This window comes from Streptomyces sp. NBC_00236, from assembly GCF_036195045.1.
Taxonomy (GTDB): Bacteria; Actinomycetota; Actinomycetes; order Streptomycetales; family Streptomycetaceae; genus Streptomyces.
This window is the reverse complement of sequence record NZ_CP108100.1, coordinates 5,784,811-5,808,229: the sequence shown is the minus strand read 5'-3', so window position 1 is coordinate 5,808,229 and position 23,419 is coordinate 5,784,811. Positions and strand designations below refer to the sequence as shown.

The following is a 23,419-nucleotide window of genomic DNA, read 5'->3' as shown; positions in this document are numbered from 1 at the left end:
CGTGGTCCGGCCCGGCCGTCGGAACGGGAGGAAGACATGCGTCCGCAGCACCGGACGGGGCGAGGCGCGGCTGCCGCCGTCGCGGCGCTCACGGGCGCCGTCCTGCTGGCCGGATGCGGCACCGGCGGGGAGCTGAAGAGCGCCGGACGGCCTCCGGCCGCCATCGGCCCCGCCCGCCTCTGGCCGGAGCTGCCACCCGCCTCCGCCGCCCCGTACGACTACGGCGAGGGCGAGACCGCCCATATCCCCGGGATCACCGTCCCGGGCGGCGATGTGCGCCGGCTGGACCCGGTGGCGGTGGTGCAGGCGGGGCTGAACGCCCGGCCGGACCGGTCCAGCGGCACGGACGCGCTCCCGGCCGCGGCCGTACGGCGGATCAACGCCTGCCGGACCGCGCCCGACTCCTGCCCGGTGCTGAAGCCGTACTACCGCGATCTGACGGGCGACGGCCGGGACGAGATGATCCTCGGCATCCAGCTGGCCGCCCGCCAGCTCTCCGTACGCGTCTACATGCCGGAGCCGAGCGGACTCACCCGGATCATGTCGACCTCCGACGCCGTGATCAGCGTGGAGCTGGCGGGCCGGGCCCTGATCATGCGGGCGCCCTCGGCCATCACCGGGTACGAGTACCGCACCGCCTGGTCCTGGGACGACCGGCAGCGCGCCATGCTGCCGACCCAGGAGGAGATCCTGCGGATGGCCGGGCGGGCCGATCCGGACCGGCGCCGCACCCCGAGCGCCCGGCCCTCCCCCCTGCCGACCTCCGGTGCGACGCTGAGCCCCGGCACGGCGGCACCCACCTCGGCACCCTCGCCGGCCGTGACCGCGGAGCGCCGGTGAGTGGCCCGCGGACGGGCGCGAGCAGGGTCCGCCGTCCCGGGCGGCGGCCGCGGCTGCCCGCCTGGACCGCGACGCTCACCTGGAAGTCCGCCGTCTTCATCACCGTGATGTGCTGCGTCCTCGCCGCCCTGCTGGGCGTGCTGGTGCACACCGCGGTCACCCGGCAGACGGTCGGCCATGCCCGGGAGAAGGCGCTCGCCCGGCTGGAGACCGCCACCGCCGCCTACGAGACGGGCGGGGCGCTGCCGCCGCGCTCCGGGCTCGATCCGCCGGGGCTGCCCGCGTCGTTGCGCGCCCTGGCCGTGGAGGACGGGAAGCGGGGCACCACGGTCGCCGACCGTCTCGGCCGCCCCACGATGTGGGCGGCCGCCCCGGCGGACGGGCGCGCCCTCGCGACGCAGGTCGACTACAGCCAGAGCGCCCGCACGATCAACGGCCTGGACGGGGCGATCCTCGGCTCCTCGCTGCTGGCGATCGGTGCCACGCTGCTCGTCGGCGCCTTCGCCGTCACCCGGGTCACCCGGCGGCTGCACCAGACCGCGCAGGTGGCCCGGCGGATCGGCGCGGGCGATCTGGACGCCCGCGTCAACGACCCGCGCACGGCGGACCCCTCGCGCCGGCCGGACGAGGTCGCGATCGTCGCCGGAGCGCTGGACACCATGGCCTCGGCGCTCCAGCGCAAGCTGGTGGCCGAACAGCGCTTCACCGCCGATGTCGCGCACGAGCTGCGCACCCCGCTGACCGGTCTGTCGGCCGCCGCCGAGCTGCTGCCGCCGGGCCGCCCTTCGGAGCTGGTGCAGGACCGGGTCCGGGCGATGCGCGCACTGACGGAGGACCTGCTGGAGATCTCCCGGCTCGACGCCCGTACCGAACACGTCGACCTCGATGTGCACGAACTGGCGCCGCTCGCCGAGCGGGTGGTCCGCGCCTCGGGCGGCGGCACCGAGGTCATGGTCGTCCGGGACGGACCACCGGTGCGGGTCGAGACGGACCGGCGGCGCCTGGAGCGGGTGCTCGGCAATCTGATCGGCAACGCGCACCGGCACGGCCGCCCGCCGGTGGTACTGACGGTCGACGGGCCGGTGGTGACCGTGCGCGACCACGGCGGGGGCTTCCCGGACTACCTGATCGCGGACGGACCGCAGCGCTTCCGTACGGAGGGCGACACCAAGGGCCACGGCCTCGGTCTGACCATCGCCGTCGGGCAGGCGGAGGTGATGGGCGCCGAGCTGGTCCTGGAGAACGCGCCGGACGGCGGAGCACTGGCCCGTCTGACGCTGCCGGAGTACGTGCGCCTGGACGACGGCGACGAGGACCCGCCGCGCTCCCCCGCCGGCACCCGAGGCCCGGACAGCACGCCCGGACGCGGCGACTGACGGCCGGACAGCACCCGGACCCCACGCACCTTCCGTGAGGACATAAGGGAAATAACACCCACCTCTTGCTACGTTGCGTGGCATGACCGCAACGACGGCGGACGCACCCCCGCCCGAGCTGCGCCTGCCCAAGCGGCGCGGCGTAGAACTCTCGCTCCTCATCGGGGCCGTCCTCATCTCCGTCTACGGCTACGCCGCCGTCGGTCTGGCCCACGACGACGCGGTCCCGCCCGACGTCGCCGGATACGGCGGCGGACTCGGGCTGCTCGCCCTGCTCGCCCATCTCGCCGTCCGCCTCCGCGCCCCGTACGCCGATCCGCTGCTGCTGCCCATCGCCGTGCTGCTCAACGGCATGGGGCTGGTGCTGATCTACCGGCTCGACCTGGAGACACCGAAGGACCAGGCGGCACCCACCCAGCTGATCTGGTCCACGCTCGGCGTCGCTTTCTTCATCGCGGTGGTGGTGTTCCTGCGCGACCACCGGGTCCTCCAGCGCTACGCGTACCTCTCGGTCGCCGCCGCCCTCGTCCTGATGATCGTGCCGATCTTCTTCCCCGCGGTGAACGGCGCCAAGATCTGGATCAGGGTCGGCGGATTCTCCTTCCAGCCGGGCGAGTTCGCCAAGATCCTGCTCGCCGTGTTCTTCGCCGCCTACCTCGCGGCGAACCACAACGCCCTCGCGTACACCGGCCGCAGGATCTGGAAGCTCCAGCTCCCCACCGGCCGGGTGCTCGGTCCGATCGTGGCGATCTGGCTGATCAGCGTCGGCGTCCTGGTCCTGGAGCGCGATCTGGGCACCTCGCTGCTGTTCTTCGGCCTGTTCGTGATCCTGCTGTACGTGGCGACAGGCCGGACCGGGTGGATCGCGGTCGGGCTGCTGCTGGCCGCCGTCGGCGCGTTCGCCGTCGGCTCCTTCGAACCGCATGTGCACAGCCGGGTGCAGGACTGGCTCGACCCGTTCGCCTCCATCGACGCCGGCCGGGGCCCCGGGCAGCTCGCCCAGTCGCTGTTCGCCTTCGCCGCGGGCGGGATGCTCGGCACCGGTCTCGGGCTCGGCCACTCCATCCTCATCGGCTTCGCCGCCAAGTCCGACTTCATCCTGGCGACGGCGGGCGAGGAGCTCGGCCTGACCGGGCTGACCGCGCTCTTCATGCTGTACGCGCTGCTGGTGGCGCGCGGCTACCGGGCCGGGCTCGCCCTGCGCGACGCGTTCGGGCGGCTGCTGGCGATCGGCCTCGCCTCGATCCTGGCGCTCCAGGTGTTCGTGATCGCGGGCGGGGTGATGGGGCTGATCCCGCTGACCGGTATGGCGATGCCGTTCCTCGCGCAGGGCGGCTCGTCCGTGGTCACCAACTGGATCATCGTGGCACTGCTGATCCGGGTCAGCGACGTGGCCCGGACACCCCACCCCGACGAGGTGGAGACCGGAGTCGTCGCACCGGTCCCGGAGAACGAACGGTGATCCCGCACCCGCCGACCGCCCTGGGGGCCCGGACATGATCCGCTACATCCGCCGCGCCGCCGCGTTCTGTCTGCTGCTGCTCGTGGCACTCCTGGTGAACGCCGCCCGTGTCCAGGTCTTCGAGGCCGACGCGCTCGACGACAACCCCGCCAACCGCCGTACCACCATCGACCGTTACGACCGGCCCCGCGGCAACATCCTGGTCGGCGGCCGGTCCGTCACCGGCTCGAAGGACACCGGCGAGCAGCTCGCGTACGAACGCACCTACCGCGACGGCCCGCTGTACGCGCCGGTGACGGGGTACGCCTCGCAGACGTACGGCACCACCCTGATCGAGAACGCCGAGGACGCGATCCTCTCCGGCACCGACCCCATGCTCGCGCCGCTCCCCTTCTGGAACGAGATCACCCGCGACCGGCAGCCGGGCGGTGATGTCGTCACCACGATCAAGGACTCGATGCAGCGCGCCGCGTACGAGGGACTCGGCGGCCGGCGGGGCGCGGTCGCGGCCGTCGAGCCGACGACCGGCAAGATCCTGGCCCTGGTCTCGACACCGTCGTACGACCCCGGGCGGCTCTCCGGCACCGGTTCGTCCGTCACCGACGCCTGGCGCGAACTCAATGCCTCCAGAAGCCAGCCGATGCTCAACCGGGCGATCCGGCAGACGTATCCGCCCGGCTCCACGTTCAAGATCGTGACGGCCGCGGCGGCACTGGACGCGGAGGTCGTCACCGATCCGGACGCCGGGACCGACACCCCGTCCCCCTACGTCCTGCCGAACACCTCGACCACGCTGCCCAACGAGGCCCGGGGCTGCGAGAAGGCGTCGCTGGCCGAGGCGATCCGGGTCTCCTGCAACACCGTGATGGCGCACCTCGGGGTGGAGGTCGGGCTCGACGGCATGGTGGAGGCGGTCGGGAGGTTCGGCTTCAACGACTCCGGGCTGAAGATCCCCTCCGGAGTGGCGAAGAGCAACTTCGACACGGACATGAGCGACGACCAGCTGGCGCTGTCCTCCATCGGCCAGTTCGACACGACGGCCACCCCGCTCCAGATGGCGATGGTGGCCTCGGCCGTGGCCAACGGCGGCGACCTCATGTATCCGCACCTGGTGGACCGTACGACCACGCACAGCGGCTCCACCGTCCGCACCACCGGGTCGCGTTCGTACCACCGGGCGATGAACCCGATGACGGCGATGCGGTTGCGGCAGATGATGATCGACGTGGTGCGGGACGGCACGGGCACCAACGCGGCCATCGACGGGGTGACCGTCGGCGGCAAGACCGGCACGGCGCAGCACGGCATCGACAACTCGGGCACGCCGTACGCCTGGTTCATCTCCTGGGCCCAGGCGGAGGACTCCGGGCGGCCGGCGGTCGCCGTCGCCGTGGTCGTCGAGGACGCCTCCGCCGACCGGGCCGACATCAGCGGCGGCGGCAGTGCCGCGCCGATCGCCCGTTCCGTGATGGAGGCGGCCCTGGAGGACTGAGCCGCTGACGGGTATCGGGGAAGGCGTCCTGAGAGACTGCTCCGGTGTTGGTTCTCGGGGAAGCCGCCCTGGGAGACTGGTCCGATGACGGCTTTCCGGGAGGTCTCCGAGACGCTGGCCGCGATCGAGCGGGAGGACCCGCGGCTCTGCGCGTTCCTCGACGTGTGGCGCGACGAGGCGCTCGCCCGGCTGCCCGAGGCCGCCCGGCTCCCCCTGGCCGGGCTGCCGTTCGCGGTGAAGGGCCCGACCGGGATCCGGTCGTACGCCGCGCGGCGGCTGATCGCGGCCGGTGGCGTCCCGGTCGGCTCGACGTCCGTGCCGGGCCCCGGCACGTACTGGAAGACCTGGGGGCTCGGCACCCACGGGCGCACCGTCAACCCGTGGCGGCCGGACCGGACGCCGGGCGGCTCGTCGGCGGGCTCGGCGGTGGCGGTCGCGGCGGGTTTGGTGCCCCTGGCGACCGGCAGCGACGGGGCGGGGTCGGTGCGCATCCCGGCCGCGTGGTGCGGGGTCTTCGGGCTGAAGACGACCAACGGGCTGCTGCCTTCCCCCGACCGGTCCGGCCTCGCCTCCGCCGGGGTCCTGACCCGGACGGCCGCGGAGGCGCAGACGTACCTGGCCCACGTCCTGGACGGCTACGAACCGGCCGCGGCCGAACTGCCCCTGACCGCCGCCCACAGCCCCGACCTGGGGTTCGCGGACGTCGACCCGCAGGTGGCGGCGGTGGTGCGGGGCGCGGTGCGGCGGCTGGCCGCGGCGGGCGTGGTGCGGCTCACGGACGGCGGCTGCGCGCTGCTGGACCCGGGGACGACGTGGCAGGCGGTACGGCACGGTGAGGTGGCGCCGGACCTCGCGGAGCTCCGGCGCGAGAACGACCGCAGGCTGGGCGCCTTCTTCGCGGACGCGCCCCTGCTGCTCACGCCCGTCACCCCCAACCGCCCACACGGCCACGACGGTCCGGGCGCGCTCTTTTCCACCTCGCTGACCTGGGCGTTCAACCTGAGCGGGCATCCGGCGGCGAGCGTGCCCGCCGGATTCACCCCGGACGGCTGCCCGGTCGGGCTCCAACTGGTGGCGCGGCGCGGCGCGGACGCGCAACTGCTCGCCATGGCCCGCGCGGTGGAGGAGGCGCTGGGTCCCGTGCGTCGGTGAGGGGCCACCGGGGCCGGGTCAGCCGGCTTCGGCCGCGGCTATCGGCTTGCGCGACTCGGCCCTGACCTTGGCGGTGTCCAGGGCGGCCCTGTCGAGGTCGACCTCTTCCGGGTCCTGGAGCGCGGTCTCGGCGGTGATGACGGCGACGAAGGACGCGGTGTTGTCGTCACCCCAGGCGCACATCGGGAGGGTGCTGCTGACGCCGCCCTCCTTCGACCGGACGACCTGGCAGGACACCGTGATCCCGTATCCCGCGGGGGTGAACTCCCTGGCGGGCACGGCGATGGTCATGCCCTCGTTCTGCACCGCCCCCTCCAGGATCTTGTCCCGGGTGAACTCGGGTCCCTTGATCCGCCCCCACATCCCGGAGATGACCAGGGTGCCGCCGCTCCCGGAGGTGTACTGGGTGACGACGGCCTTCGCGTCACGGATGGTCGGGTCGTACGTTCCCTCGATGTCCTTCCCGTCGGTCGACGAGGAGTCCTTCTGCAACGTGTACTCGCCGTCCAGTAGTTTCTTCGGCACGGTCAGCCGGTACTCGGCCGCCGGGAAGTCCCCGGTCGACGGGATGCCGCCGGCCTTGTCCACCTCGTCCACCAGTCGCGAGACGCCGAAGGCGAGGCCACCGGCCACCACGACGGCGCCGAGGGTGATGCCCACGATCAGCCCGGTCCTGTTCCGCTTCGGCGGCGGCATCCCGGGCCAACCGGGTGCGCCGGGGGCCGGAGCGCCCCACGGCTGGGGCGCCTGCGGATACCCGTGGGGCTGCTGCGGATACCCGAATGGCTGCTGCTGCCCCGGCACCGGCTGCTGGGCGTACGGATGGTTCTGCTGGGGCTGCTGCGGGGGGCCGTACGGGCCCTGCGGCGCTCCGTACGGGCCCTGCGGGGGCGGGGGCGGCGGCGTGGTCATGGCGCCAAAGTTACGCCATATGGGAACACCCTTTCGTGCCCCGGAGCGGGCGGCCCCGGCGTCAGCTCAGTGGTTCGCGGCGGCGCAGCCACTCGTCCGGCACCCCGTCGACGCCGGTGACCGCGCCGACGACCCCGCCGGTGATGGCGCACGTGGTGTCGACGTCCCCGAGCCCCTCGGCGGTGGCCCAGAGTGCCGCCTCCAGGTCCTCGGGGTGCCGGGCCGCGGTCCACAGGGCGAACGGCACGGTGTCGTCGGAGCGGATGCGCTGCCCGTTGCCGAGGAGGTCGGCGGCCTTCCAGGGTTCGGTGGCGAACGGTACGTCCACGGCCCGGAGAAGACCGTCCCGCACCGTCCCCGCGGGGGTCCGCCCGGCGACCCGGGAGAGCGTGAACTCACCCCGTACCGTCAGCGCCGCGGCCACCGCGACGGCCACCGCACCCGCGATCCCCTCCGGGTGGGCGTGGGTGATCTCGGCCTGCAGCACGGCCTGTCCGGTCACGTGGTCGAGGTCCCGGTGGAACCGCGCGCCGAGCGGGGCGACCCGCATCGCGGCGCCGTTGCCGAGGCTTCCGCCCTCGAACAGCTCGGGGGCCAGCGTCCGCCAGTCGGCCGGGGAGGCCAGTAGCCGGGGCAGCAGCAGGTGCATGCCGTGGCCGTAGCCGCGCGCCTGGTCGGCGTCGAAGGCGAGCGCGAAGTACAGCGCGAGCCGGTCCTGCTCGACGTGCCCGTGGTCGTCGAGCACCCGATGGAGCGCGCGGGCCAGCGCGGTGTCGTCGGTCCAGTGCCAGACGGGCTCGTGCGGGGTGCGGCGCGCCCTGATCTCGTTGAACGCCTTCCGGGGTTCCCGGAAGAGCGGGAACCACCTTTCCCCGAACGCGTCGCCGAGCGCGAGACCTTCGAGACTGCGGCGGGCGGCGGCCAGGTCGGGGGAGACATCGGTGGCGGTCATGGAGGCATCGTCCCGCCGCCGGCCCGGGACCGTACACCGCTTTTCGGCCGTGTTCGGGTCCGCCGGGGCGCCGTGTGACCCTGGTGCCATGAACGATCGACGTGGCCTCGCCGTCGTACGGCCTCCGGCAGGATCCCTCGCCACCGTGCACGGGCTGCCGACGCTGCTGGCCGACTACCACCTGCGGACCGAGGCGGAGAAGGGCAGGCCCGTCACGGACGCGGCGGCGCTGCCCGCCGCGTACCGCGCGGAGGTGGAGGATCCGGACGGCGCGTTCGCCGGTGCCGCCGTGCTCGTCGCGCGCGACGGGGACACCGCGGTGGGCTGTGTCGTGGTCACCGCGCCCGCGGACGGCCGGGCGGAGATCAAGCGGCTCTGGACGGACCCCGCCTGCCGGGGCCGGGGCGTGGCTTCCGCTCTGCTCGATGCCGCGCTCGCGCACGCCGCGCGGAGCGGGGTCCGCACCGTGCGGCTTTCGGTGTGGCGGTGGCGGACGGGAGCGGTCTCCCTCTACGAGCGGCTCGGCTTCTCCGTCACCGCGTCGTGGGACGAACGCGAGGAACTGGTCTGCATGGAGCGGGCAGTGGGGGAACCGAACCCCTGTGCAGAGCAGGGCCGTTCGTAGATCGTTACTGCTGTGACAGAGACGAACGGTACGACGGACTGGCCCGGCAGCATCAGCGCCCTCACCCTCTTCACCGAGGACCTGGAGGAGACCAAGCGGTTCTACCGGGAGGTCTTCGGACTGCCGGTCACCTACGAGGACGACGACTCGGCCGTGTTCACCTTCGGCAACACGCTCATCAACCTGCTGCGGACCACCGCCGCCCACGGGCTGATCGAACCGGCGGACGTCGCCGGCCCGGCCGACGGTGCCCGGATGCAGCTCACGCTGACCGTGGACGACGTGGACGCCGTGTGCAAGGTGCTGGCCGACCGCGGTGTGACGCTGCTGAACGGGCCGATGGACCGGCCCTGGGGTATCCGGACCGCCAGCTTCCGCGACCCGGGCGGGCACATCTGGGAGATCGCACGGTGACCGCCGCCGCCGCAGCCGGCCAGGGAGCCGGGAACATCGCCCCCGACCCCGAGATCCGTGCGCTCCTGTCGTCCCTGAACGGCCAGCGCCGCCATGTCCTCGGCATCCTCGAAGGACTCGACGCCGAGGCGCTCCGGCTGCCCGTGCTGCCGTCCGGGTGGAGCTGCCTGGGGCTCGTCCAGCATCTGGCGCTCGATGTCGAACGGTTCTGGTTCCGTGCCGTGTTCACGGGCGACCCGGCCGTGATCGCCGCCCTGGACGACATCGACGACGCCTGGCAGGTGGACCCCGGGGCCGACGCCGCCGAGGTCATCGGCCGCTACCGCGAGGAGACGGCGCTCGCCGACGCCGTCATCACCTCGGCCGTGGCCAACGCACCCCTGGCCCGGTGGCCCCACGACCAGTTCGGCGCACCGCATCTGCACACGCTGCGGGACGTCCTGCTGCACGTCATCACCGAGACCGCGTGCCACGCCGGTCATCTCGACGCGGCACGCGAACTCCTCGACGGCCGGCGGTGGCTCGTGCTGACGTAGGACCTGGGCCCGGCCGGCCCGGCGCCGCCCTACTCGCTCTCCCCGCCCTCCGCGATCGCTTCCGCGACCTCCGCCACCCGCTCCTGCTCCTCCGCCTCGAAGCGCTCCCGGTCCAGTTGCTCGGCTATCTCCTCGTCCTGGGCCATCAGCAGGTCCAGGTTCGAGTCGCCAAGGTCGAAGACGCCCATGTCGACGTACGCCTTCTGCAGGCGCTCGCCCCACAGGCCGATGTCCTTGACGCACGGGACGATGCGGCTGAACAGCAGCTTGCGGAAGAGCTGGAGGAACTCCGAGTGCTCGGAGAGGTCCTTCGCCTCCTGCTTGGCGATGCCGAAGTTCTCCAGCACCTCCACCCCGCTGAGCCGGTCGCGCATCAGGTAGCAGCCCTCGATGACGAACTCCTCGCGTTCGCGCAGTTCGGCATCGCTCAGCTGCTTGTAGTAGTCGCGCAGCGCCATCCGGCCGAAGGCGACATGGCGGGCCTCGTCCTGCATGACGTACGCGAGGATCTGCTTGGGCAGGGGCTGGGTCGTGGTGTCGCGGATCATGCCGAACGCGGCCAGGGCCAGGCCCTCGATGAGGACCTGCATACCGAGGTAGGGCATGTCCCAGCGCGAGTCGCGCAGGGTGTCGCCGAGCAGCCCCTGGAGGTTGTCGTTGATCGGGTACAGCATCCCGACCTTCTCGTGCAGGAACCGGCCGTAGATCTCCGCGTGCCGGGCCTCGTCCATGGTCTGGGTCGCCGAGTAGAACTTCGCGTCCAGGTCGGGGACGGACTCCACGATCCGGGCCGCGCACACCATGGCACCCTGCTCGCCGTGGAGGAACTGGCTGAACTGCCAGGAGGTGTAGTGCCGGCGCAGATCGCCCCGGTCCTTCTCGGTCATCTTCGCCCAGTGCGGCGTGCCGTACAGGGTGAGGGCTTCGTCGGGGGTGCCGAGGGGGTCGGCGGGGTCGACCTCGATGCTCCAGTCGATGCGCTTGTTGCCGTCCCACTGCTTGTCCTTGCCCTTCTGGTACAGGGCGAGAAGGCGCTCACGGCCGTCGTCGTAGTCCCAGCTGAACCGGGCGGCACCCGAGGCGGGCACCGTCCACAGCGGCTGCTCGGGGGCGGTGGTGTAGAGGTCGTGTGTCGACACGGACGGCTCCTTCGCCTCTCAGGGCCTGGGTAAGTCACCCGACGTGCGGCTCAGTTGGCAGGTTCACACGTTGGTAGACGCCGGGTCAACAAGTCGTGCGCAAGGGATTGACGGCCTTGCTGACAAGCAGTCTCATAATGGGTGACCGTCGGTAACCCATGGGAGAGGCCCGTCCAGCCATGACGACCGTGACCGAACGCGATGTGCAGATGCTCCGCGATGCACTCGGCCCGCTCCGCGACCGCGAGCAGATCGCCGAACGGCTCCTGGAGGCCTCGGCCAAGCACTCCTTCGACCCGGACAAGGAGCTCGACTGGGACGCGCCGGCCGAGGACGGCAAGTGGTTCTGGCCGCCGGAGCTGATCTCCCTCTACGACACCCCGATGTGGAAGCGGATGTCGCAGGAGCAGCGGCAGGAACTCGCCCGGCACGAGGCCGCCTCGCTCGCCTCGCTCGGCATCTGGTTCGAGATCATCCTGATGCAGCTGCTGGTCCGGCACATCTACGACAAGCCGGTGGTCAGCAACCACGTCCGCTACGCGCTCACCGAGATCGCCGACGAGTGCCGGCACTCGATGATGTTCGGCCGGATGATCACCTGGGGCGGCGCGCCCTGCTACCCGGTGCCGCGCCGCTACCACAATCTGGCCCGCGTCCTGAAGACCGTCTCCACGACGCCCGGTTCGTTCGCGGCGACGCTGCTCGGCGAGGAGATCCTCGACTGGATGCAGCGCCTGACCTTCCCCGACGAGCGCGTCCAGACCCTGGTGCGCGGGGTGACCCGCATCCATGTGGTCGAGGAGGCCCGGCACGTCAGGTACGCCCGCGAGGAGCTGCGCCGCCAGATGGTGACCGCTCCGCGCTGGGAGCGCGAGCTCACCCGGGTGAGCTGCGGGGAGGCGGCCCGCGTCTTCTCCGTCTGCTTCGTCAACCCGCAGGTGTACGAGAACGCCGGCCTGGACCGGCAGGAGGCCGTGGCCCAGGTGAAGGCCAGCGGCCACCGGGCCGAGGTCATGCAGTCCGGCGCCAAGCGGCTGACGGACTTCTTCGACGACATCGGGGTTCTCAACGGGGTGGGACGCAGACTGTGGAAGAGCTCGGGCCTGCTGGCCTGACGGCATCAGCGCTTAGGCTGCCTCGTATGACCCCTGCCGCAGCCGCGCCGCCCAGCCGTGCGTACCGAAGGCTCAGCGTCGAGGAGCGCCGCACCCAGCTCCTCGGTGCGGCACTCACGCTCTTCGCGCACCGGGCCCCCGACGAGGTCTCGCTCGACGAGGTGGCGACGGTGGCCGGGGTGTCGCGCCCGCTGGTCTACCGCTACTTCCCCGGCGGGCGTCAGCAGCTGTACGAAGCGGCGCTCAGGTCCGCCTCGGAGCAGCTGATCCTGTGCTTCGCCGAACCGGCCGTGGGCCCGCCCACGGAACGGGTGACGCGCGTGCTCGACCGCTACCTCGCCTTCGTCGACGAGCACGACGCCGGCTTCAGCGCCCTGCTGCGTGGCGGCAGCGTCGCCGAGACGTCCCGTACGAGCACCATCGTCGACGAGGTACGGCGGGCGGCGGCCGACCAGATCCTCGTGCACCTGGGCCGGGGCACCGGCAGCGAACCCGCGCCGCGGCTGCGGATGATGGTGCGCACCTGGATCGCCGCCGTCGAGGCGGCGTCGCTGATCTGGCTGGACGAGGGCAAGCAGCCGGACGCGTCCGACCTGCGCGACTGGCTGGTCGACCAGTTCATCGGGCTCCTCGCCGTCACCGCGGCCACCGACCCGGAGACCGCGTCCGCGGTGGCCGAACTGCTGCCGCTGGAGACCGCCGCGGGCCCGGCCGGCCGGCTGGCGGACCGGCTGGCTCCACTGATCGGCGCGGCGGCGCATCTGCTGCCGCCGGACTGATCGGTCAGACTGGGGCGGTGAGAAGCGAGAACGTCCCCTTCACCGGCGGCCCGCTGGACGGGCGGGTGCTGCCCGTCCTGGTCGGCGCGACCGGCCACCCGCCCAAGTGGTACGAGGTCCCGGTCCCGGCCGCCGACGGCGGACCGGCCACCGTGCACGCGTACCTGCGGGTCCCGGCCGGATACACCAGGCGGCTGCGGATCCAGCGTGGCTGGGTGTACGAGTACGCCCCGGCCGGCCGCGAACGCCACCGTCCCAAGTGGCCCTGGTCGAAGTCGGGGTAGGACGTCCGGGCGGAATGGGGGGGGTGGCCGGGCGGTCTGAGACCGACCGGCACATGGGGGGCGGGTGAAGGAGCGGGGCTGGGTGCGTGCGGCTGCAAGGCGGAGGATTGAGGCAACACGAAGGGGGTCCCCCATGCCTTCAGGGCTATGGGGGAGTTATTGAGTGACGACAACGCCGGAGGGGCCCCTCCCGGCTCCAGCGAAGCCGGGAGTTGGGGGAGTGCGTGCCCGGCCCCGCGACGCCACCCCCCTTTTGCCGGTCGGTCTAAGATCGACGCTCTGGTCCGAGGGACGGTCACAAGGGGGTGCGCCATGGAGGCGCTGCGTCAGGACGATCCACGCCGATTCGGCCCGTACACGGCGCTGGCGCGGTTCCGTGAGACGGCCGCCGCGGTCCAGTACCTCGCACACGGCAAGGATCCGGACGGCCTCGTCGTCGTCACCGCGGCCCGGCCGGAGCTGGCCGCACTGCCCGCGTTCCGGCGACGGTTCCACGCGGAGGCCCGTACCGCCGACCGGCTGGCCGGCGGCTGGGTGGAGGCGCGGCCGGCCGCTTCTGCCGACGGGGACGAGGACGAGGACCTGCTGTGGACGGCCTCGGCATACGTGCCGGCGCTGACCCTCGCCGAGGCGGTCGACCTGGCCGGGCCGCTGCCCGAGCGTGCGGTGCGGATACTGGGCGCGGGCATCGCCGAAACGCTCTCCCGGGTCCATGCGACGGGGGCCGTACTCCAGGGCCTCGCCCCCAGGACCGTGCTGCTCGCCGAGGACGGGCCCCGGCTCACCGCGTTCGGGCCGCTGGGAGCGGCAGCCGACGCCGAGGCCCGGCCGGGCGGCCAGCTTTCCGTGCGGCTCGGCTACCTGACTCCGGAGCAGGTCGCCGGCCAGGAGGCGGGACCGGCCTCCGACCTCTTCGTGCTGGGCCTGCTGCTCGCGTACGCGGCAACGGGCAGCACCCCCCTGGCGGACGGCCCGGCCGCCGAGGCCGCGGAACGGATCGCGCACACCGACCCCCGGCTGGACGAGGTACCGGACGCGTTGCGGGAGCTGGTCGCCCGCTGTCTGGCGAAGGACCCGGCCGACCGTCCCACCGCGGGCACGGTGGCGGCGGAGCTGGCGCTGGAGGGTGCGGCCGGACTGGCGAAGGGCGGCTGGCTGCCGGGGCTGCTGGCGGCCGCCGTGGCCGAGCAGAAGGCCCGGGCGCGGAAGACGGCCGCCGCGGCAGCCGCCGACGAGGCCGGGACGGACGTGAACGGGCCGGCCAAGGCCGGGGCAGGCGTGCCGGACGTGGACGTGCCGGCCAAGGCCGCGGTGGCCCGGGCGGACGTGAACGTGCAGGCCAAGGGCGCGCCGGACGTCCCCGACGTCCTCGACGTGCAGGACGCCGTCCCCGTCACCTCCGAGGACACCCCGCGGGACCCCGCGTCCCCGCCCGCATCCCTCACGCCCCACCGCGACACCAGAACCGCGCAGTTGGGGGTCATCGACCACCGGGCCCCGCGGCCGGACCGGGCGACGGCCCAGCTCTCGATGCCGGCCGAACTGCCCGCGCCACCCGGGCAGTCCGCTCAGATTCCCGGGCAGGGTCAGCCGGCCGCCATCCCCGCCGCGCCTCTGGCTCCGCTCCCCCGGGCCCTGCTCGCCGCCGGGCCGGCGGAGCCCCTGACCGCCGCCGCTCCCCCGGCTCCCACCGGACGCGCGGCCGTCGACCGCCGGACCTTGCTGGTCGGAGCGGCCGCCGGAGCCGCCGGCCTCCTGGTCGGGGGCGGCGCCGTGCTCGCGTTCGGCTCCGGTGACGACGCCGAGCCGACGGTCGACGCCAAGCCCGCACCGAGCCCCAGCCGTCCCGTCGTCGCCGGGCTGCCTCCTCAGCCGCGCTGGATCTACACCCACCCGGCCTCCGAACCCGCCCCCCTCACCGCCGCGCTCTGGAACGAGCGGCTGCTGGTGCTGACCGGCGACACCCACGCGTCGGCCGTCGACCTGAACACGGGGCGCCGGATCTGGGAGAGCCCGGACGCCGCCAAGGGCCAGGCGGCCCTGGCCGCCGGCAAGGAACTCTGCTTCGTCGCGGGACCGTCCGAGTTCCTGTGGCTGTCCGCGAAGGACGGCCGGGTGGCCCATCGGGTGGCGTACGCCGACGGGTTCGAGGGCGCTCCGCACCTGTCCGTGCGCGGCCTCGTCGGATCGGCCGGCCCACAGCTCTGGTTCACCGGTTCGCACCAGGTCACCGTGAAGGCTCCGAAGCCGAAGAAGGGCAAGAAGCCCGGCAAGGACCGGCAGGTCGTCAAGTCGTACCTGTTCGGGTACGACATCGAGCAGCGCAAGGAGCTGTGGCGGACGCCCGTGCCCACCGGCCGCGGCCCGGCCGCTCCCGTGTACCGACTCGTGGCGATCCGGCCGGACGCCGTCGTCGTACGGCAGGACCGCCTGACGCTCACCCCCGCCGATGTGAAGGCGGCCAGGGGCAAGGCGCTCTTCCGCAGCTTCGACCGGAAGACGGGGAAGCAGCAGTGGGCCAAGGTCTTCGGCACGGCCCCGGACGCGGCGGTCACGGGAGACGCGGACGGGCTGCTGTACGTGGCGTTCGGCGACGACCTGCGGGCTCTGGAGACCCCCGGCGGCCGTCCGAAGTGGACACTGAACGGAACAGCGGGTTCCTCCTTCGGGACCTCCGTCGAGGCCGGTGCGCTCCTGTACACCACCGGCAGCAACCAGGAAGTGGGCGTGGCCGACCGGGAGACCGGACGGCTGCGCTGGCGGCGGTCCACGGAGGCGGTGGCAGGCGGATCGGCTCCCACCGTCACGGTCAGCGGCTCGGGCGGCACCCTGCTCGCGGCGGACCCCGGGCAGGTCACCGCGTTCGCGGCGGCCGACGGGCGGCGGCTCTGGAAGTTCCAGGACATCGGGGCCCAGGACCCGAAGGGGGCGACCGTCACCGCCCGGTACCAGGTGCTGGCCTACGGAAAGACCGCGCTCGTCCGGCGCGACCGCGTGGTCTACGCGTTCCCGGTCGCCTGACCACAAGGCGGCGGACCCTTCGACGGGCCCGGTCCGCCGCCTTCCGGGGGAATCGGGCCGCCGCCACGCCCGGAGGTTCTTGCATCACCTGACCATGAGTGAGCGTATGGGAGGAATTGCGCTCACTCATGGGGTAGTCGCACGATTCACCCCGTTTCCGGAGGTGGTGTCGTGTCAGGCAGACTTCTGCGCTCCCTCGGAACGGCGGCGCTGGCCGCCGCCGTCGTGACCTCACCGGCCGCAGCCGTCGCGGACCCGTCGCCGTCACCCTCGTCCGCCCCTTCGCCGGGCGCCGAGGACGCCGCCGCCCCGGCCGCCGGTCCGGAAGCGGCGGCCGGCAGCGTCACCGGACTGCTGAACCAACTCCAGCGGCTGTACCAGCAGACCGAGGAGGCCACCGAGACCTACAACGGGACGGCGGCCGAGCTGAAGAAGAAGGCCGCGGAGGCGAAGAAGCTGGACTCCGCGCTCGCCGCCTCCCGGCTCCAGCTGTCCCGCAGCCGTGACGCCGCCGGCCGGCTGGCCCGTGAGCAGTACCAGGGCCGCTCCGACCTCTCCGCCTATCTGCGGCTGCTCCTGATGCGCGATCCCGAGTACGCGCTGGACCAGGGCCAGGTCGTCCAGCGGCTGGCCGCCGGCCGGGTGGCGACCATGAAGCGCCTGGGTGGTGCCGAGAAGCGCGCCGCCGAGCTGGCGAAGCAGTCCCGCAAGGTCCTGGACCGGCAACGGGCCCTGGCGGCTCGGCAGAAGAAGGAACGCGACGCGGTCCAGGCGCGGCTGAAGCAGGTCGAGGGGCTGCTCGCCACCCTCTCCACCGACCAGCTCGCCGAGCTCGCCCGCCTCGAACAGGAGGGCACGGACAAGGCGCAGGACGCGCTGGTCGCCTCGGGCGCCCTGTCCTCGGCCCGGCCCGCGACCGCACAGGGCGGCGAGGCGGTCCGGTACGCGATCGAACAGATCGGCAAGCCGTACGTGTGGGGCGCGGAGGGGCCGGACTCGTTCGACTGCTCGGGACTCACCTCGCAGGCCTGGGCGAGCGCCGGCCGCACCCTTCCGCGTACCTCGCAGGAGCAGTGGCGGCAGCTGCGGAAGGTGCCGGTGAACGCCCTGCGGCCGGGCGACCTGGTGGTCTACTTCCCGAAGGCCACGCACGTGGCGCTGTACATCGGCAACGGCCTGGTGGTGCAGGCTCCTCGGCCCGGTTCCCGGGTCAAGGTCTCTCCCGTGGCGTCGAATCCGCTGCTGGGCGCTGTCCGGCCCGATCCGGAGAGCGCGCCGCTGACCACGTACACGGCGCCGGAGCTTCCCGAGGGGGCCACCGACGGCTCCGACGAGGGGTACGGCGAGGCGTCGGCACCCGACGCGTAGCGCTCGCGCCGAACGCATCGGCCGGGCCGGGCCCGCCGGAGGAATCTGCGGCGGTGCCCGGCCCGGCCGGTGCGTTCAGGACGTACGGGGCACTCAGGCGGCCGGACCCGCGACCGAGGCGAGGTACGCGTTCGTCTTCTCGGGCTCGGAGAAGCAGCTTATCAACGGCGAAGGTCCCCTGACCTGCCAACTCCCGGCAGATCAGGGGACCTAGACGACGCTGGGGCCGTCTGTGGGCCGTCAGGCCCGGCGCGGGGCCCGGTCGTAGGCCACGGCGATGGCCTTGCGGGTGCGCTCCTGACTGCTCGGCATCAGGTGCGCGTAGACCCGCAGTGTCAGCGCGGGGTCGCTGTGCCCCAGGTACTCGCTGACCGCCTTGATGTTCTCCCCGCCGTCCAGCAGCGCCGACGCGTAGAAGTGCCGCAGGGCGTGCATTCCGTGCTCGCGTGCGGCGGCGTAGGCGTCCTCCTCGGTCTCCGGCTTCGGGATGACCCCGGCGGCCACCAGAGCGGGCTTCCAGGCGCCGTCATTGAGTGACGTGCGCCAGACGTGGCCGCCCCGGGGAGCACTCAGGATCAGGCGCTTGGTCACCTTCGGTCCGTTGGCCCGGCGCCACGGCAACGTGATCTCAACCGGCGGCCAGCGCTTCATATGCGCCCGCAGAGCAGCGGCCACCGGGCCCGGCAACGGAACCCTTCGCACTTTCCCGCCCTTGGGCAGAGCGAAGACGGGCTTGCTGCTGCTCAACTTGAGCTGCTGCACCACGTGAAGGGTGTCCTCCTCGAAGTCGATGGCGTCGACTGCAATGCCCAGAATCTCGCCCTGCCGCATCCCGCATCCCGCCCCCAGGTCGACCATCGCCTGATAGCGCTCCGGCAAGGCGTCCTGCACGGCGAATACGCGCTCCGTGGACCACGGGACGACCTTCTTGGGCTCAACCGTCGGCTGCTTGACCGAGCGAACCGAGCACGGGTTCCGGCTGAGGTATCCGTCGTCCACGGCCGCGCTGAGAACCGCCCGGATGTTGGCGTAGATCGCGCGGCCGTACGATCCCGGAACGCCGCGCTCCTCCATCGTCGCCACCCACTCCCGGATGTGCTCGGGCTGGAAGGACCCGAGCGGCCGGGACCCGATGTACGGGAAGGCATGCAGGGTGAGCTGAGACCGCACGGAGTCCACCGTGCTCGGTTCGGAGCCCAACGACTTGAGCCACTTCTCGGCGTACTGCCGGAAGGTCAGTCGGCCGGCGCGCGGGTCAACGTACTGCCCGCGCGTCATGTCCGCCTCGATCTGAGACAGCCAGCCGTCGGCGAGTCGCTTCTGCCCGTCGGGGAAGCTCTTGGACTTCTCAGTCCCGTCGGGGCCGATGTAGCGGGCCCGGTAGCGGAGGCCCGAGCCGTGGCGGTCGGTCTTGACGCGGGTGGTCTTGCCATCGGTGGTCTTGGTCTTGTACCAGCGGTCTTGGATATGGCCAGCCATGGGGCTGACTCCTCTCAGTGGTTCAGGGAGGCGGCATGGGGGTGCCGTAGGAGGGCTCTGGAGGGGGTTTTGCGGGTGGCGGGAGGGTTGCCTCCCTGCCTCCCTGCGGGGTGTTCTGCCTGATCAGGCAGAGGGAGGCGGGTCAGGGAGGCGGTTAGGGAGTTCTCCCTGCCTCCCTCGGTCGGCGGGGCCTGCCTCCCTGTCCGCCGTGGGGGTGTGCTGAACGTTCGGGGGAGGCAGCCGCAGGGGCCCGGGGTGGCTTCTGCGGGGCGGTTCCGGTGGGGTAGGGGGGGGCTCCCCAGCCTCCCCACGCTCCCCAATTGGGGTGTAGCCGCTGATCAGGGTGGGTGGGGCGGGTTGGGGAGGCGGTTGGGGAGAACTCCCCAGGATGTGCGCGACTCCCCAACTCCCTCCCCCGGGTTGAGCGGTATTTCGAGGAGCGGGCCGCGACCCCCTTACCGCCCTTACCTCGCAGGTGGGAGGCCCTTACCTACCCCTCTACCGGGGTAAAGGGCCCCCTTTACCGGCGAGGGGCGGTGGAGCCCCGGCGGCGCCTCGGTGGGCGGGCCGCCGGGAGCTCCCGGGTAGAGGGGGTGGGCTTTACCCCCGGGGTGGGTCAGGCGGTGTCGCGGTCGGTCTGCTGGTCGATCCAGTCGCGGACTGCGGCGGGGTCGTAGCGGACGTGTCGGCCGACGCGGAAGCCGGGTGGGCCGATGCGGCGCTTGCGCCAGTGGTAGACGGTCTCGATCGGTACGGCGAGCATCACGGCGATGTCTTCGGGGGTCAGGTAGCGGTCCGGGAGTCCAGCTCTGAGCGTTGCGCGGGGGTCGATCGGGGGCTTGGTCACGCCGCCGTTCCTTCCGTCTGGTCCAGCTCGGGCGGGTCGATCGGTCGAGGGTGTGACGGGGGTGTGACGCGGGCCGTCACGCAGGTCAGGGCCCGACCGATGGGGGTCGGCTGTGCGTGGTCGGGCGCGGGTCGATTGGTCACCACTGCGCGCACAGCGGGCGGGCCCAGCGGTTGCCGGGGCCCGGCGGCGGGGCGGCGCCGATCCGGTACGTGCCGTCATCGGTCCGTACGACCAGGGGCAGGGGCACGGGGACGTTGCTGCGGATGAGGTCGAAGCAGCGCCGGGCGCGCTGCCGGTCGGGCAGGAGACGGCGGTACAGCCATGCCCCGCTGTCGCCGGGGTCGGGGACGCGGGCCAGGTCGGCGCTCACCGCGCAGCCGAGTTGCACCAGAGCAGCCGCGGGAAGGCGGGCCGCGCCTTCGCGGACCTGGCGCGCGAGGGTGCGCGGGTCGAGTCGGCCGGCGCCGGGGGTTCGGGCGTATCCGGACAGGGCAAGGGCGGCGGCGGCTTCACCGGCGGTCATCGGCCGCGACCGGGCACCCTCGTACCAGAACGACAGGGCCAGCCGGTAGGCGTACCAGCGGCAGTCCCCCACTTCGGGAAACTCCACCGAGTCCAGCCCGGAGAACGTGTCGGTGCTCTCCACCAGTCCGGCCGGTCCCAGCTCAGCTACGCCCGTGCCGAGCAGGGCGTACAGGGTGTCCGTGGTGATGCCGGGCAGAGCGTGTTCGTCGCTGTAGACCTCGAACAGCGCGGCGGCCGTCTCCTCGCGGCACAGCTCCATGCCCGCCACGGGCACCGACAGCCACCCCGCCCCGCCCGCACGGCGCACCAGGACACCATGCGGGCGGGCGGTGGACACGTGAGCGAACAGTGCGCGCACCTGCTCCGTTGCGGTACTCATGCGCGCGCCATCCGGCGGATCGCGTCCTGCGCGTGAACCGGGCACATCCTGGCCAGCGAGTCGCAGCCCTCTTCGAGGTTCATCCGGATGCGACGGGTGCCCCGGCACGGGCAGTCGCCATCGACCTCGGCGACGTGGTTGCGGAGCCGGGTCTCCTCGCTCATGCGGTCGCCGTAGACGCTGTTTGCCGCCTGCTGGTCAGCCGCGACCAAGCGCCCCGTCTTCGGGAACCGCTGCTCGTGCCGCTGCTGGATCTGAACGGTCACCAGCCCGCTCAGGTCCAGCAAGCGGTACCCCCGAAAGAAGGCGCCCCATCGGGCAGTCTCCTCACGGCCGAGCCGCTCAACGCCCTGCGCGATCCAGGCCCGGACCTGCTCGTCCGAGTGGCGACGACGTCCAGACGGCATGTCGGACACGTACAGGGCCACAGCCCGCTCGGCGCCAGTCAGGCCCATGACGATGTCCAGGGTCGTAACGTCCATCGGCTGCGGAGCGATACGCGTGGTGGTGGCGGTTTCAGGCATCATGGAATTGCCCCTTCGTGGGTCGGGGAGCGGCTATCTGCTTGGCGGTAGGGGCCGCCCCCGGGGAGAGAGTCCTGGCCTTTGGCCAGGACTTTCTTTCAATCAGCGCTAGGCACGGCGCTGTTGTCCTTCCGGCGATTGGACCGACCGGCGGGCACATCCCTAAGGTTCCCTAGGGCACCCTACGGTGTCAAGCGGTACGCTAGGGAACGCATCGATTGAGACGAAGGAGCTGACGTGGTGTCGGAGCAGGTCGGTAATCGGGCCCCGTACGCACGGATCGCCGCCCACTACACAGAATTGATCAGCTCGGGGCGGCTGCAGCCCGGGGAGCTGCTGCCCAGCATCAAGACGCTGGCGCAGGAGTGGGGGGTCAGTACGGCGACTGCCGAGAAGGCCTTGAGGCAGCTCCGCACTGAAGGGCTCGTACGGGGCATCCACGGCATCGGCACCGAGGTCGTTGACCGTCCCACCCCCATGTCCTCGGGAGCTCAGCGGCAGGATCGGGGACGTCGCAGCGGTTCGAGCTGGGGGGCAGGCGAGCGGTCCGACTCCCACGAAGCGTCCGTGGTCTCGGCGCCGGCCGACGTGGCGGAGGCGCTGGACATCGCTCCGGGGGCGGACGTGATCCGCCGCAGGCGCGTCTACCGCGATCGGCGCGGCATCGTCGCGCACTCCACATCCTGGATTCCGATTGAGCACGGAAGGCTCGTGCCTCAGTTGGCTGAGAGCCAGCGCCTGACCGGTGGCACGTCGTTGCAGCTCATCGCCCAGGCCACAGGGCGGCCGATCACTCGTCGCATTGACGCAGCGTCAGCGCGTCTACTGACTGCGGAAGATGCGGAGCTTCTGGAACTGAACTCCACGAACCCGCCCAGTGAACCCGTGGTCGTCATGACCGCAAAGTTCATCGACAGCACTGACCGCGTTGTTGAATACGGTGTGGACCTCGGCGGCCCAGGCAGGACATGGCTCACGGAGTCAGAGGTCACTCGCTGATGGCAGATCCGACCCGTGGGCCCTTCTGTGTCCTGATGGCGGGCCTCCCTGGCTCAGGCAAAACCACGCTCTCCCGTGCTCTCACGGCGCGCGGGTTCGTCCGGTTGTGCCCAGACGAGGAGATGTTCCGTCGGCATGGTGTGTACGGGGTCGACTTTCCCCGAGGTACCTTCCCGACGTTGGAGCGCCCGGTGCTCGAAGACATCGAATTGGAGCTCAGCGCGCAACTTCGGGCGGGACGCAACGTGGTGGTGGATCACGGCTTCTGGACCCCGCAGGACCGCGCGCACTGGCAGTCGGTGGCCGTAGACGCAGGCGCACTGTCGGTGCTCGTCTATCTAGAGGCGAATCACGAAGAACTCTGGACGCGGGTGTCCAGGCGGAATTCTCAGCACGAAGCGGATCCCAACTCGATCTACTTCTCAGAGAGCGACCTGGCCCGTTACCGAACCAGGTTTGTCCCGCCTCAGGCTGATGAGCCTCACGTCCTCTACACCGGTGACCCTGGCTCGGTGCTCAAGGCACTTGAAGGCACTGGATTGCAGGGGTGCTAGTCGCTCCCAGCCCTGCCCCCTCCCTGTCAGGTCCGCTACCTCCGCTACCGCCGCTACCGTGCAGGTCAGGGGCATGATCGAGGTAGCGGATGGGGTAGCGGTAGCGGATAGCTCCCGCTACCCGCCCCCTTCTCCCTGAGGGGCCGCTACATCCGCTACGCCGCTACATCGCAGGTCAGGGGCATGATTTCTGTAGCGGACCGGTGGCGTGTAGCGGACAGGTCCCGCTACACGAGTGAGCGCGCAGACCGCTGTCCCGTGCTGGCCGACGAGTGGCGCTGTGGGCCTCTTAATGGAGGGGCGGGAGCCGCGCCTGTCCGAGGTTCGGATTTCTGCGTCACAGCGTCACAGCGTCATTCGGGTCTCTGACCTGCGGCTTTGCGTGACGCAGCGGTTGGGACTGCGTCATCGGTGCGTCACCTGCGTCACGGCGTGACGCAGGTGACGCAGGATGACGCAGAGAATTCCGTCTGCGTCACGCCCGTAACCGCAGGTCAGAAGCCGTTTTTTCCGCCCGCGTGACGCTGTGACGCAGAGCTTCCCTACTTAGGAAAAAAATAGGGGCAGTTTCCTGTAGTACGCCGGTGCCCTTGCACCGTGAGAAGGAGCCGCTGCGCGGCGCGACCAGGGGCGGCGGCGAGC

22 protein-coding genes are annotated in these 23,419 nt (G+C 71.9%); 15 read left to right on the top strand and 7 right to left on the bottom strand.

Translation table 11 applies throughout. The features are described from left to right. Positions 1 to 36: 36 nt before the first annotated feature. The 5 genes from OG446_RS26340 (at position 37) to OG446_RS26320 (ending at position 6,322) form a co-directional block, all read left to right on the top strand. A complete protein-coding gene (locus OG446_RS26340; RefSeq protein ID WP_328896353.1) occupies positions 37 to 840 on the top strand; it encodes a hypothetical protein in 804 nt (267 codons plus the stop codon). Then, positions 837 to 2,216 (top strand): HAMP domain-containing sensor histidine kinase, encoded by a 1,380-nt coding sequence (locus tag OG446_RS26335; protein WP_328896352.1) that lies wholly within the window; start codon positions 837 to 839, stop codon positions 2,214 to 2,216. The genes OG446_RS26340 and OG446_RS26335 overlap by 4 nt, the downstream gene beginning before the upstream one ends. A gap of 82 nt (positions 2,217 to 2,298) precedes the next feature. After that, positions 2,299 to 3,678: an FtsW/RodA/SpoVE family cell cycle protein gene (locus tag OG446_RS26330; RefSeq protein WP_328896351.1), complete on the top strand. Its 1,380-nt coding sequence runs from the start codon at positions 2,299 to 2,301 to the stop codon at positions 3,676 to 3,678. 34 nt (positions 3,679 to 3,712) lie between these two features. Continuing rightward, on the top strand, positions 3,713 to 5,170 hold the full coding sequence (locus OG446_RS26325; protein WP_328896350.1) for a peptidoglycan D,D-transpeptidase FtsI family protein: 1,458 nt from the start codon (positions 3,713 to 3,715) through the stop codon (positions 5,168 to 5,170). Between the two features lie 84 nt (positions 5,171 to 5,254). Beyond that, positions 5,255 to 6,322, top strand: coding sequence for an amidase (locus OG446_RS26320; protein ID WP_328896349.1), 1,068 nt, complete (start codon positions 5,255 to 5,257; stop codon positions 6,320 to 6,322). Positions 6,323 to 6,340: 18 nt separating this feature from the next. Here the strand turns inward: OG446_RS26320 and OG446_RS26315 are convergent, their stop codons facing one another. Beyond that, entirely contained in the window at positions 6,341 to 7,234 is an 894-nt protein-coding gene (locus tag OG446_RS26315) for a hypothetical protein (RefSeq protein WP_328896348.1), read from the bottom strand. A gap of 61 nt (positions 7,235 to 7,295) precedes the next feature. Then, complete coding sequence (locus OG446_RS26310; protein WP_328896347.1) at positions 7,296 to 8,186, bottom strand: ADP-ribosylglycohydrolase family protein; 891 nt, start codon at positions 8,184 to 8,186, stop codon at positions 7,296 to 7,298. Positions 8,187 to 8,274: 88 nt separating this feature from the next. Here OG446_RS26310 and OG446_RS26305 point away from each other — a divergent pair, with 88 nt between their 5' ends. Genes OG446_RS26305 through OG446_RS26295 form a run of 3 tightly spaced genes read left to right on the top strand, consistent with a single transcriptional unit; the run spans position 8,275 to position 9,761 of the window. Further along, positions 8,275 to 8,811: a GNAT family N-acetyltransferase gene (locus OG446_RS26305; RefSeq protein WP_328896346.1), complete on the top strand. Its 537-nt coding sequence runs from the start codon at positions 8,275 to 8,277 to the stop codon at positions 8,809 to 8,811. Between the two features lie 12 nt (positions 8,812 to 8,823). Then, positions 8,824 to 9,225 carry a VOC family protein gene (locus OG446_RS26300; RefSeq protein ID WP_328896345.1) on the top strand — a complete coding sequence of 134 codons (402 nt, stop codon included), beginning with the start codon at positions 8,824 to 8,826 and terminating at the stop codon, positions 9,223 to 9,225. Beyond that, positions 9,222 to 9,761: a DinB family protein gene (locus OG446_RS26295; protein WP_328896344.1), complete on the top strand. Its 540-nt coding sequence runs from the start codon at positions 9,222 to 9,224 to the stop codon at positions 9,759 to 9,761. The genes OG446_RS26300 and OG446_RS26295 overlap by 4 nt, the downstream gene beginning before the upstream one ends. 29 nt (positions 9,762 to 9,790) lie before the next feature. On the opposite strand, the gene OG446_RS26290 is transcribed toward OG446_RS26295, so the two are convergent. Further along, the gene (locus OG446_RS26290; protein ID WP_328896343.1) at positions 9,791 to 10,900 is read right to left on the bottom strand and encodes a ferritin-like domain-containing protein; all 1,110 of its coding nucleotides are present in this window, start codon (positions 10,898 to 10,900) and stop codon (positions 9,791 to 9,793) included. A gap of 179 nt (positions 10,901 to 11,079) precedes the next feature. Here OG446_RS26290 and OG446_RS26285 point away from each other — a divergent pair, with 179 nt between their 5' ends. The 5 genes from OG446_RS26285 to OG446_RS26265 all read left to right on the top strand — a co-directional run bounded on the left by OG446_RS26285 (position 11,080) and on the right by OG446_RS26265 (position 17,467). Beyond that, on the top strand, positions 11,080 to 12,015 hold the full coding sequence (locus OG446_RS26285) for an AurF N-oxygenase family protein (protein ID WP_328896342.1): 936 nt from the start codon (positions 11,080 to 11,082) through the stop codon (positions 12,013 to 12,015). A 26-nt stretch (positions 12,016 to 12,041) separates the two neighbouring features. Next, on the top strand, positions 12,042 to 12,794 hold the full coding sequence (locus OG446_RS26280) for a TetR/AcrR family transcriptional regulator (protein ID WP_328896341.1): 753 nt from the start codon (positions 12,042 to 12,044) through the stop codon (positions 12,792 to 12,794). Between the two features lie 17 nt (positions 12,795 to 12,811). Then, positions 12,812 to 13,078, top strand: a complete 267-nt coding sequence (locus tag OG446_RS26275; RefSeq protein WP_306083193.1) for a hypothetical protein — start codon at positions 12,812 to 12,814, stop codon at positions 13,076 to 13,078. 312 nt (positions 13,079 to 13,390) lie between these two features. Continuing rightward, entirely contained in the window at positions 13,391 to 16,099 is a 2,709-nt protein-coding gene (locus tag OG446_RS26270; RefSeq protein ID WP_328896340.1) for an outer membrane protein assembly factor BamB family protein, read from the top strand. Between the two features lie 171 nt (positions 16,100 to 16,270). Then, complete coding sequence (locus tag OG446_RS26265) at positions 16,271 to 17,467, top strand: C40 family peptidase (RefSeq protein WP_328896339.1); 1,197 nt, start codon at positions 16,271 to 16,273, stop codon at positions 17,465 to 17,467. Positions 17,468 to 17,707: 240 nt separating this feature from the next. Here the strand turns inward: OG446_RS26265 and OG446_RS26260 are convergent, their stop codons facing one another. The 4 genes from OG446_RS26260 to OG446_RS26245 form a co-directional block, all read right to left on the bottom strand. After that, on the bottom strand, positions 17,708 to 18,946 hold the full coding sequence (locus OG446_RS26260; protein WP_328896338.1) for a tyrosine-type recombinase/integrase: 1,239 nt from the start codon (positions 18,944 to 18,946) through the stop codon (positions 17,708 to 17,710). A gap of 616 nt (positions 18,947 to 19,562) precedes the next feature. Further along, positions 19,563 to 19,793, bottom strand: coding sequence for a helix-turn-helix domain-containing protein (locus tag OG446_RS26255; protein WP_328896337.1), 231 nt, complete (start codon positions 19,791 to 19,793; stop codon positions 19,563 to 19,565). Between the two features lie 139 nt (positions 19,794 to 19,932). Continuing rightward, entirely contained in the window at positions 19,933 to 20,700 is a 768-nt protein-coding gene (locus OG446_RS26250) for a hypothetical protein (protein ID WP_328896336.1), read from the bottom strand. Next, the gene (locus tag OG446_RS26245) at positions 20,697 to 21,227 is read right to left on the bottom strand and encodes a hypothetical protein (RefSeq protein ID WP_328896335.1); all 531 of its coding nucleotides are present in this window, start codon (positions 21,225 to 21,227) and stop codon (positions 20,697 to 20,699) included. The genes OG446_RS26250 and OG446_RS26245 overlap by 4 nt, the downstream gene beginning before the upstream one ends. A 237-nt stretch (positions 21,228 to 21,464) precedes the next feature. On the opposite strand from OG446_RS26245, the gene OG446_RS26240 reads away from it, so the two are divergent. Then, complete coding sequence (locus tag OG446_RS26240; protein ID WP_328896334.1) at positions 21,465 to 22,223, top strand: GntR family transcriptional regulator; 759 nt, start codon at positions 21,465 to 21,467, stop codon at positions 22,221 to 22,223. After that, complete coding sequence (locus tag OG446_RS26235; RefSeq protein ID WP_328896333.1) at positions 22,193 to 22,777, top strand: AAA family ATPase; 585 nt, start codon at positions 22,193 to 22,195, stop codon at positions 22,775 to 22,777. The genes OG446_RS26240 and OG446_RS26235 overlap by 31 nt, the downstream gene beginning before the upstream one ends. The last annotated feature ends 642 nt before the right edge of the window (positions 22,778 to 23,419 follow it).

Coding starts and splice junctions, on each gene's coding strand:
- OG446_RS26340 (WP_328896353.1), top strand. CDS start 37: ATGCGTCCGCAGCACCGGACGGGGCGAGGCGCGGCTGCCGCCGTCGCG.
- OG446_RS26310 (WP_328896347.1), bottom strand. CDS start 8,186: ATGACCGCCACCGATGTCTCCCCCGACCTGGCCGCCGCCCGCCGCAGT.
- OG446_RS26320 (WP_328896349.1), top strand. CDS start 5,255: ATGACGGCTTTCCGGGAGGTCTCCGAGACGCTGGCCGCGATCGAGCGG.
- OG446_RS26260 (WP_328896338.1), bottom strand. CDS start 18,946: ATGGCTGGCCATATCCAAGACCGCTGGTACAAGACCAAGACCACCGAT.
- OG446_RS26285 (WP_328896342.1), top strand. CDS start 11,080: ATGACGACCGTGACCGAACGCGATGTGCAGATGCTCCGCGATGCACTC.
- OG446_RS26235 (WP_328896333.1), top strand. CDS start 22,193: ATGGCTCACGGAGTCAGAGGTCACTCGCTGATGGCAGATCCGACCCGT.
- OG446_RS26305 (WP_328896346.1), top strand. CDS start 8,275: ATGAACGATCGACGTGGCCTCGCCGTCGTACGGCCTCCGGCAGGATCC.
- OG446_RS26250 (WP_328896336.1), bottom strand. CDS start 20,700: ATGAGTACCGCAACGGAGCAGGTGCGCGCACTGTTCGCTCACGTGTCC.
- OG446_RS26270 (WP_328896340.1), top strand. CDS start 13,391: ATGGAGGCGCTGCGTCAGGACGATCCACGCCGATTCGGCCCGTACACG.
- OG446_RS26280 (WP_328896341.1), top strand. CDS start 12,042: ATGACCCCTGCCGCAGCCGCGCCGCCCAGCCGTGCGTACCGAAGGCTC.
- OG446_RS26330 (WP_328896351.1), top strand. CDS start 2,299: ATGACCGCAACGACGGCGGACGCACCCCCGCCCGAGCTGCGCCTGCCC.
- OG446_RS26245 (WP_328896335.1), bottom strand. CDS start 21,227: ATGATGCCTGAAACCGCCACCACCACGCGTATCGCTCCGCAGCCGATG.
- OG446_RS26325 (WP_328896350.1), top strand. CDS start 3,713: ATGATCCGCTACATCCGCCGCGCCGCCGCGTTCTGTCTGCTGCTGCTC.
- OG446_RS26315 (WP_328896348.1), bottom strand. CDS start 7,234: ATGACCACGCCGCCGCCCCCGCCCCCGCAGGGCCCGTACGGAGCGCCG.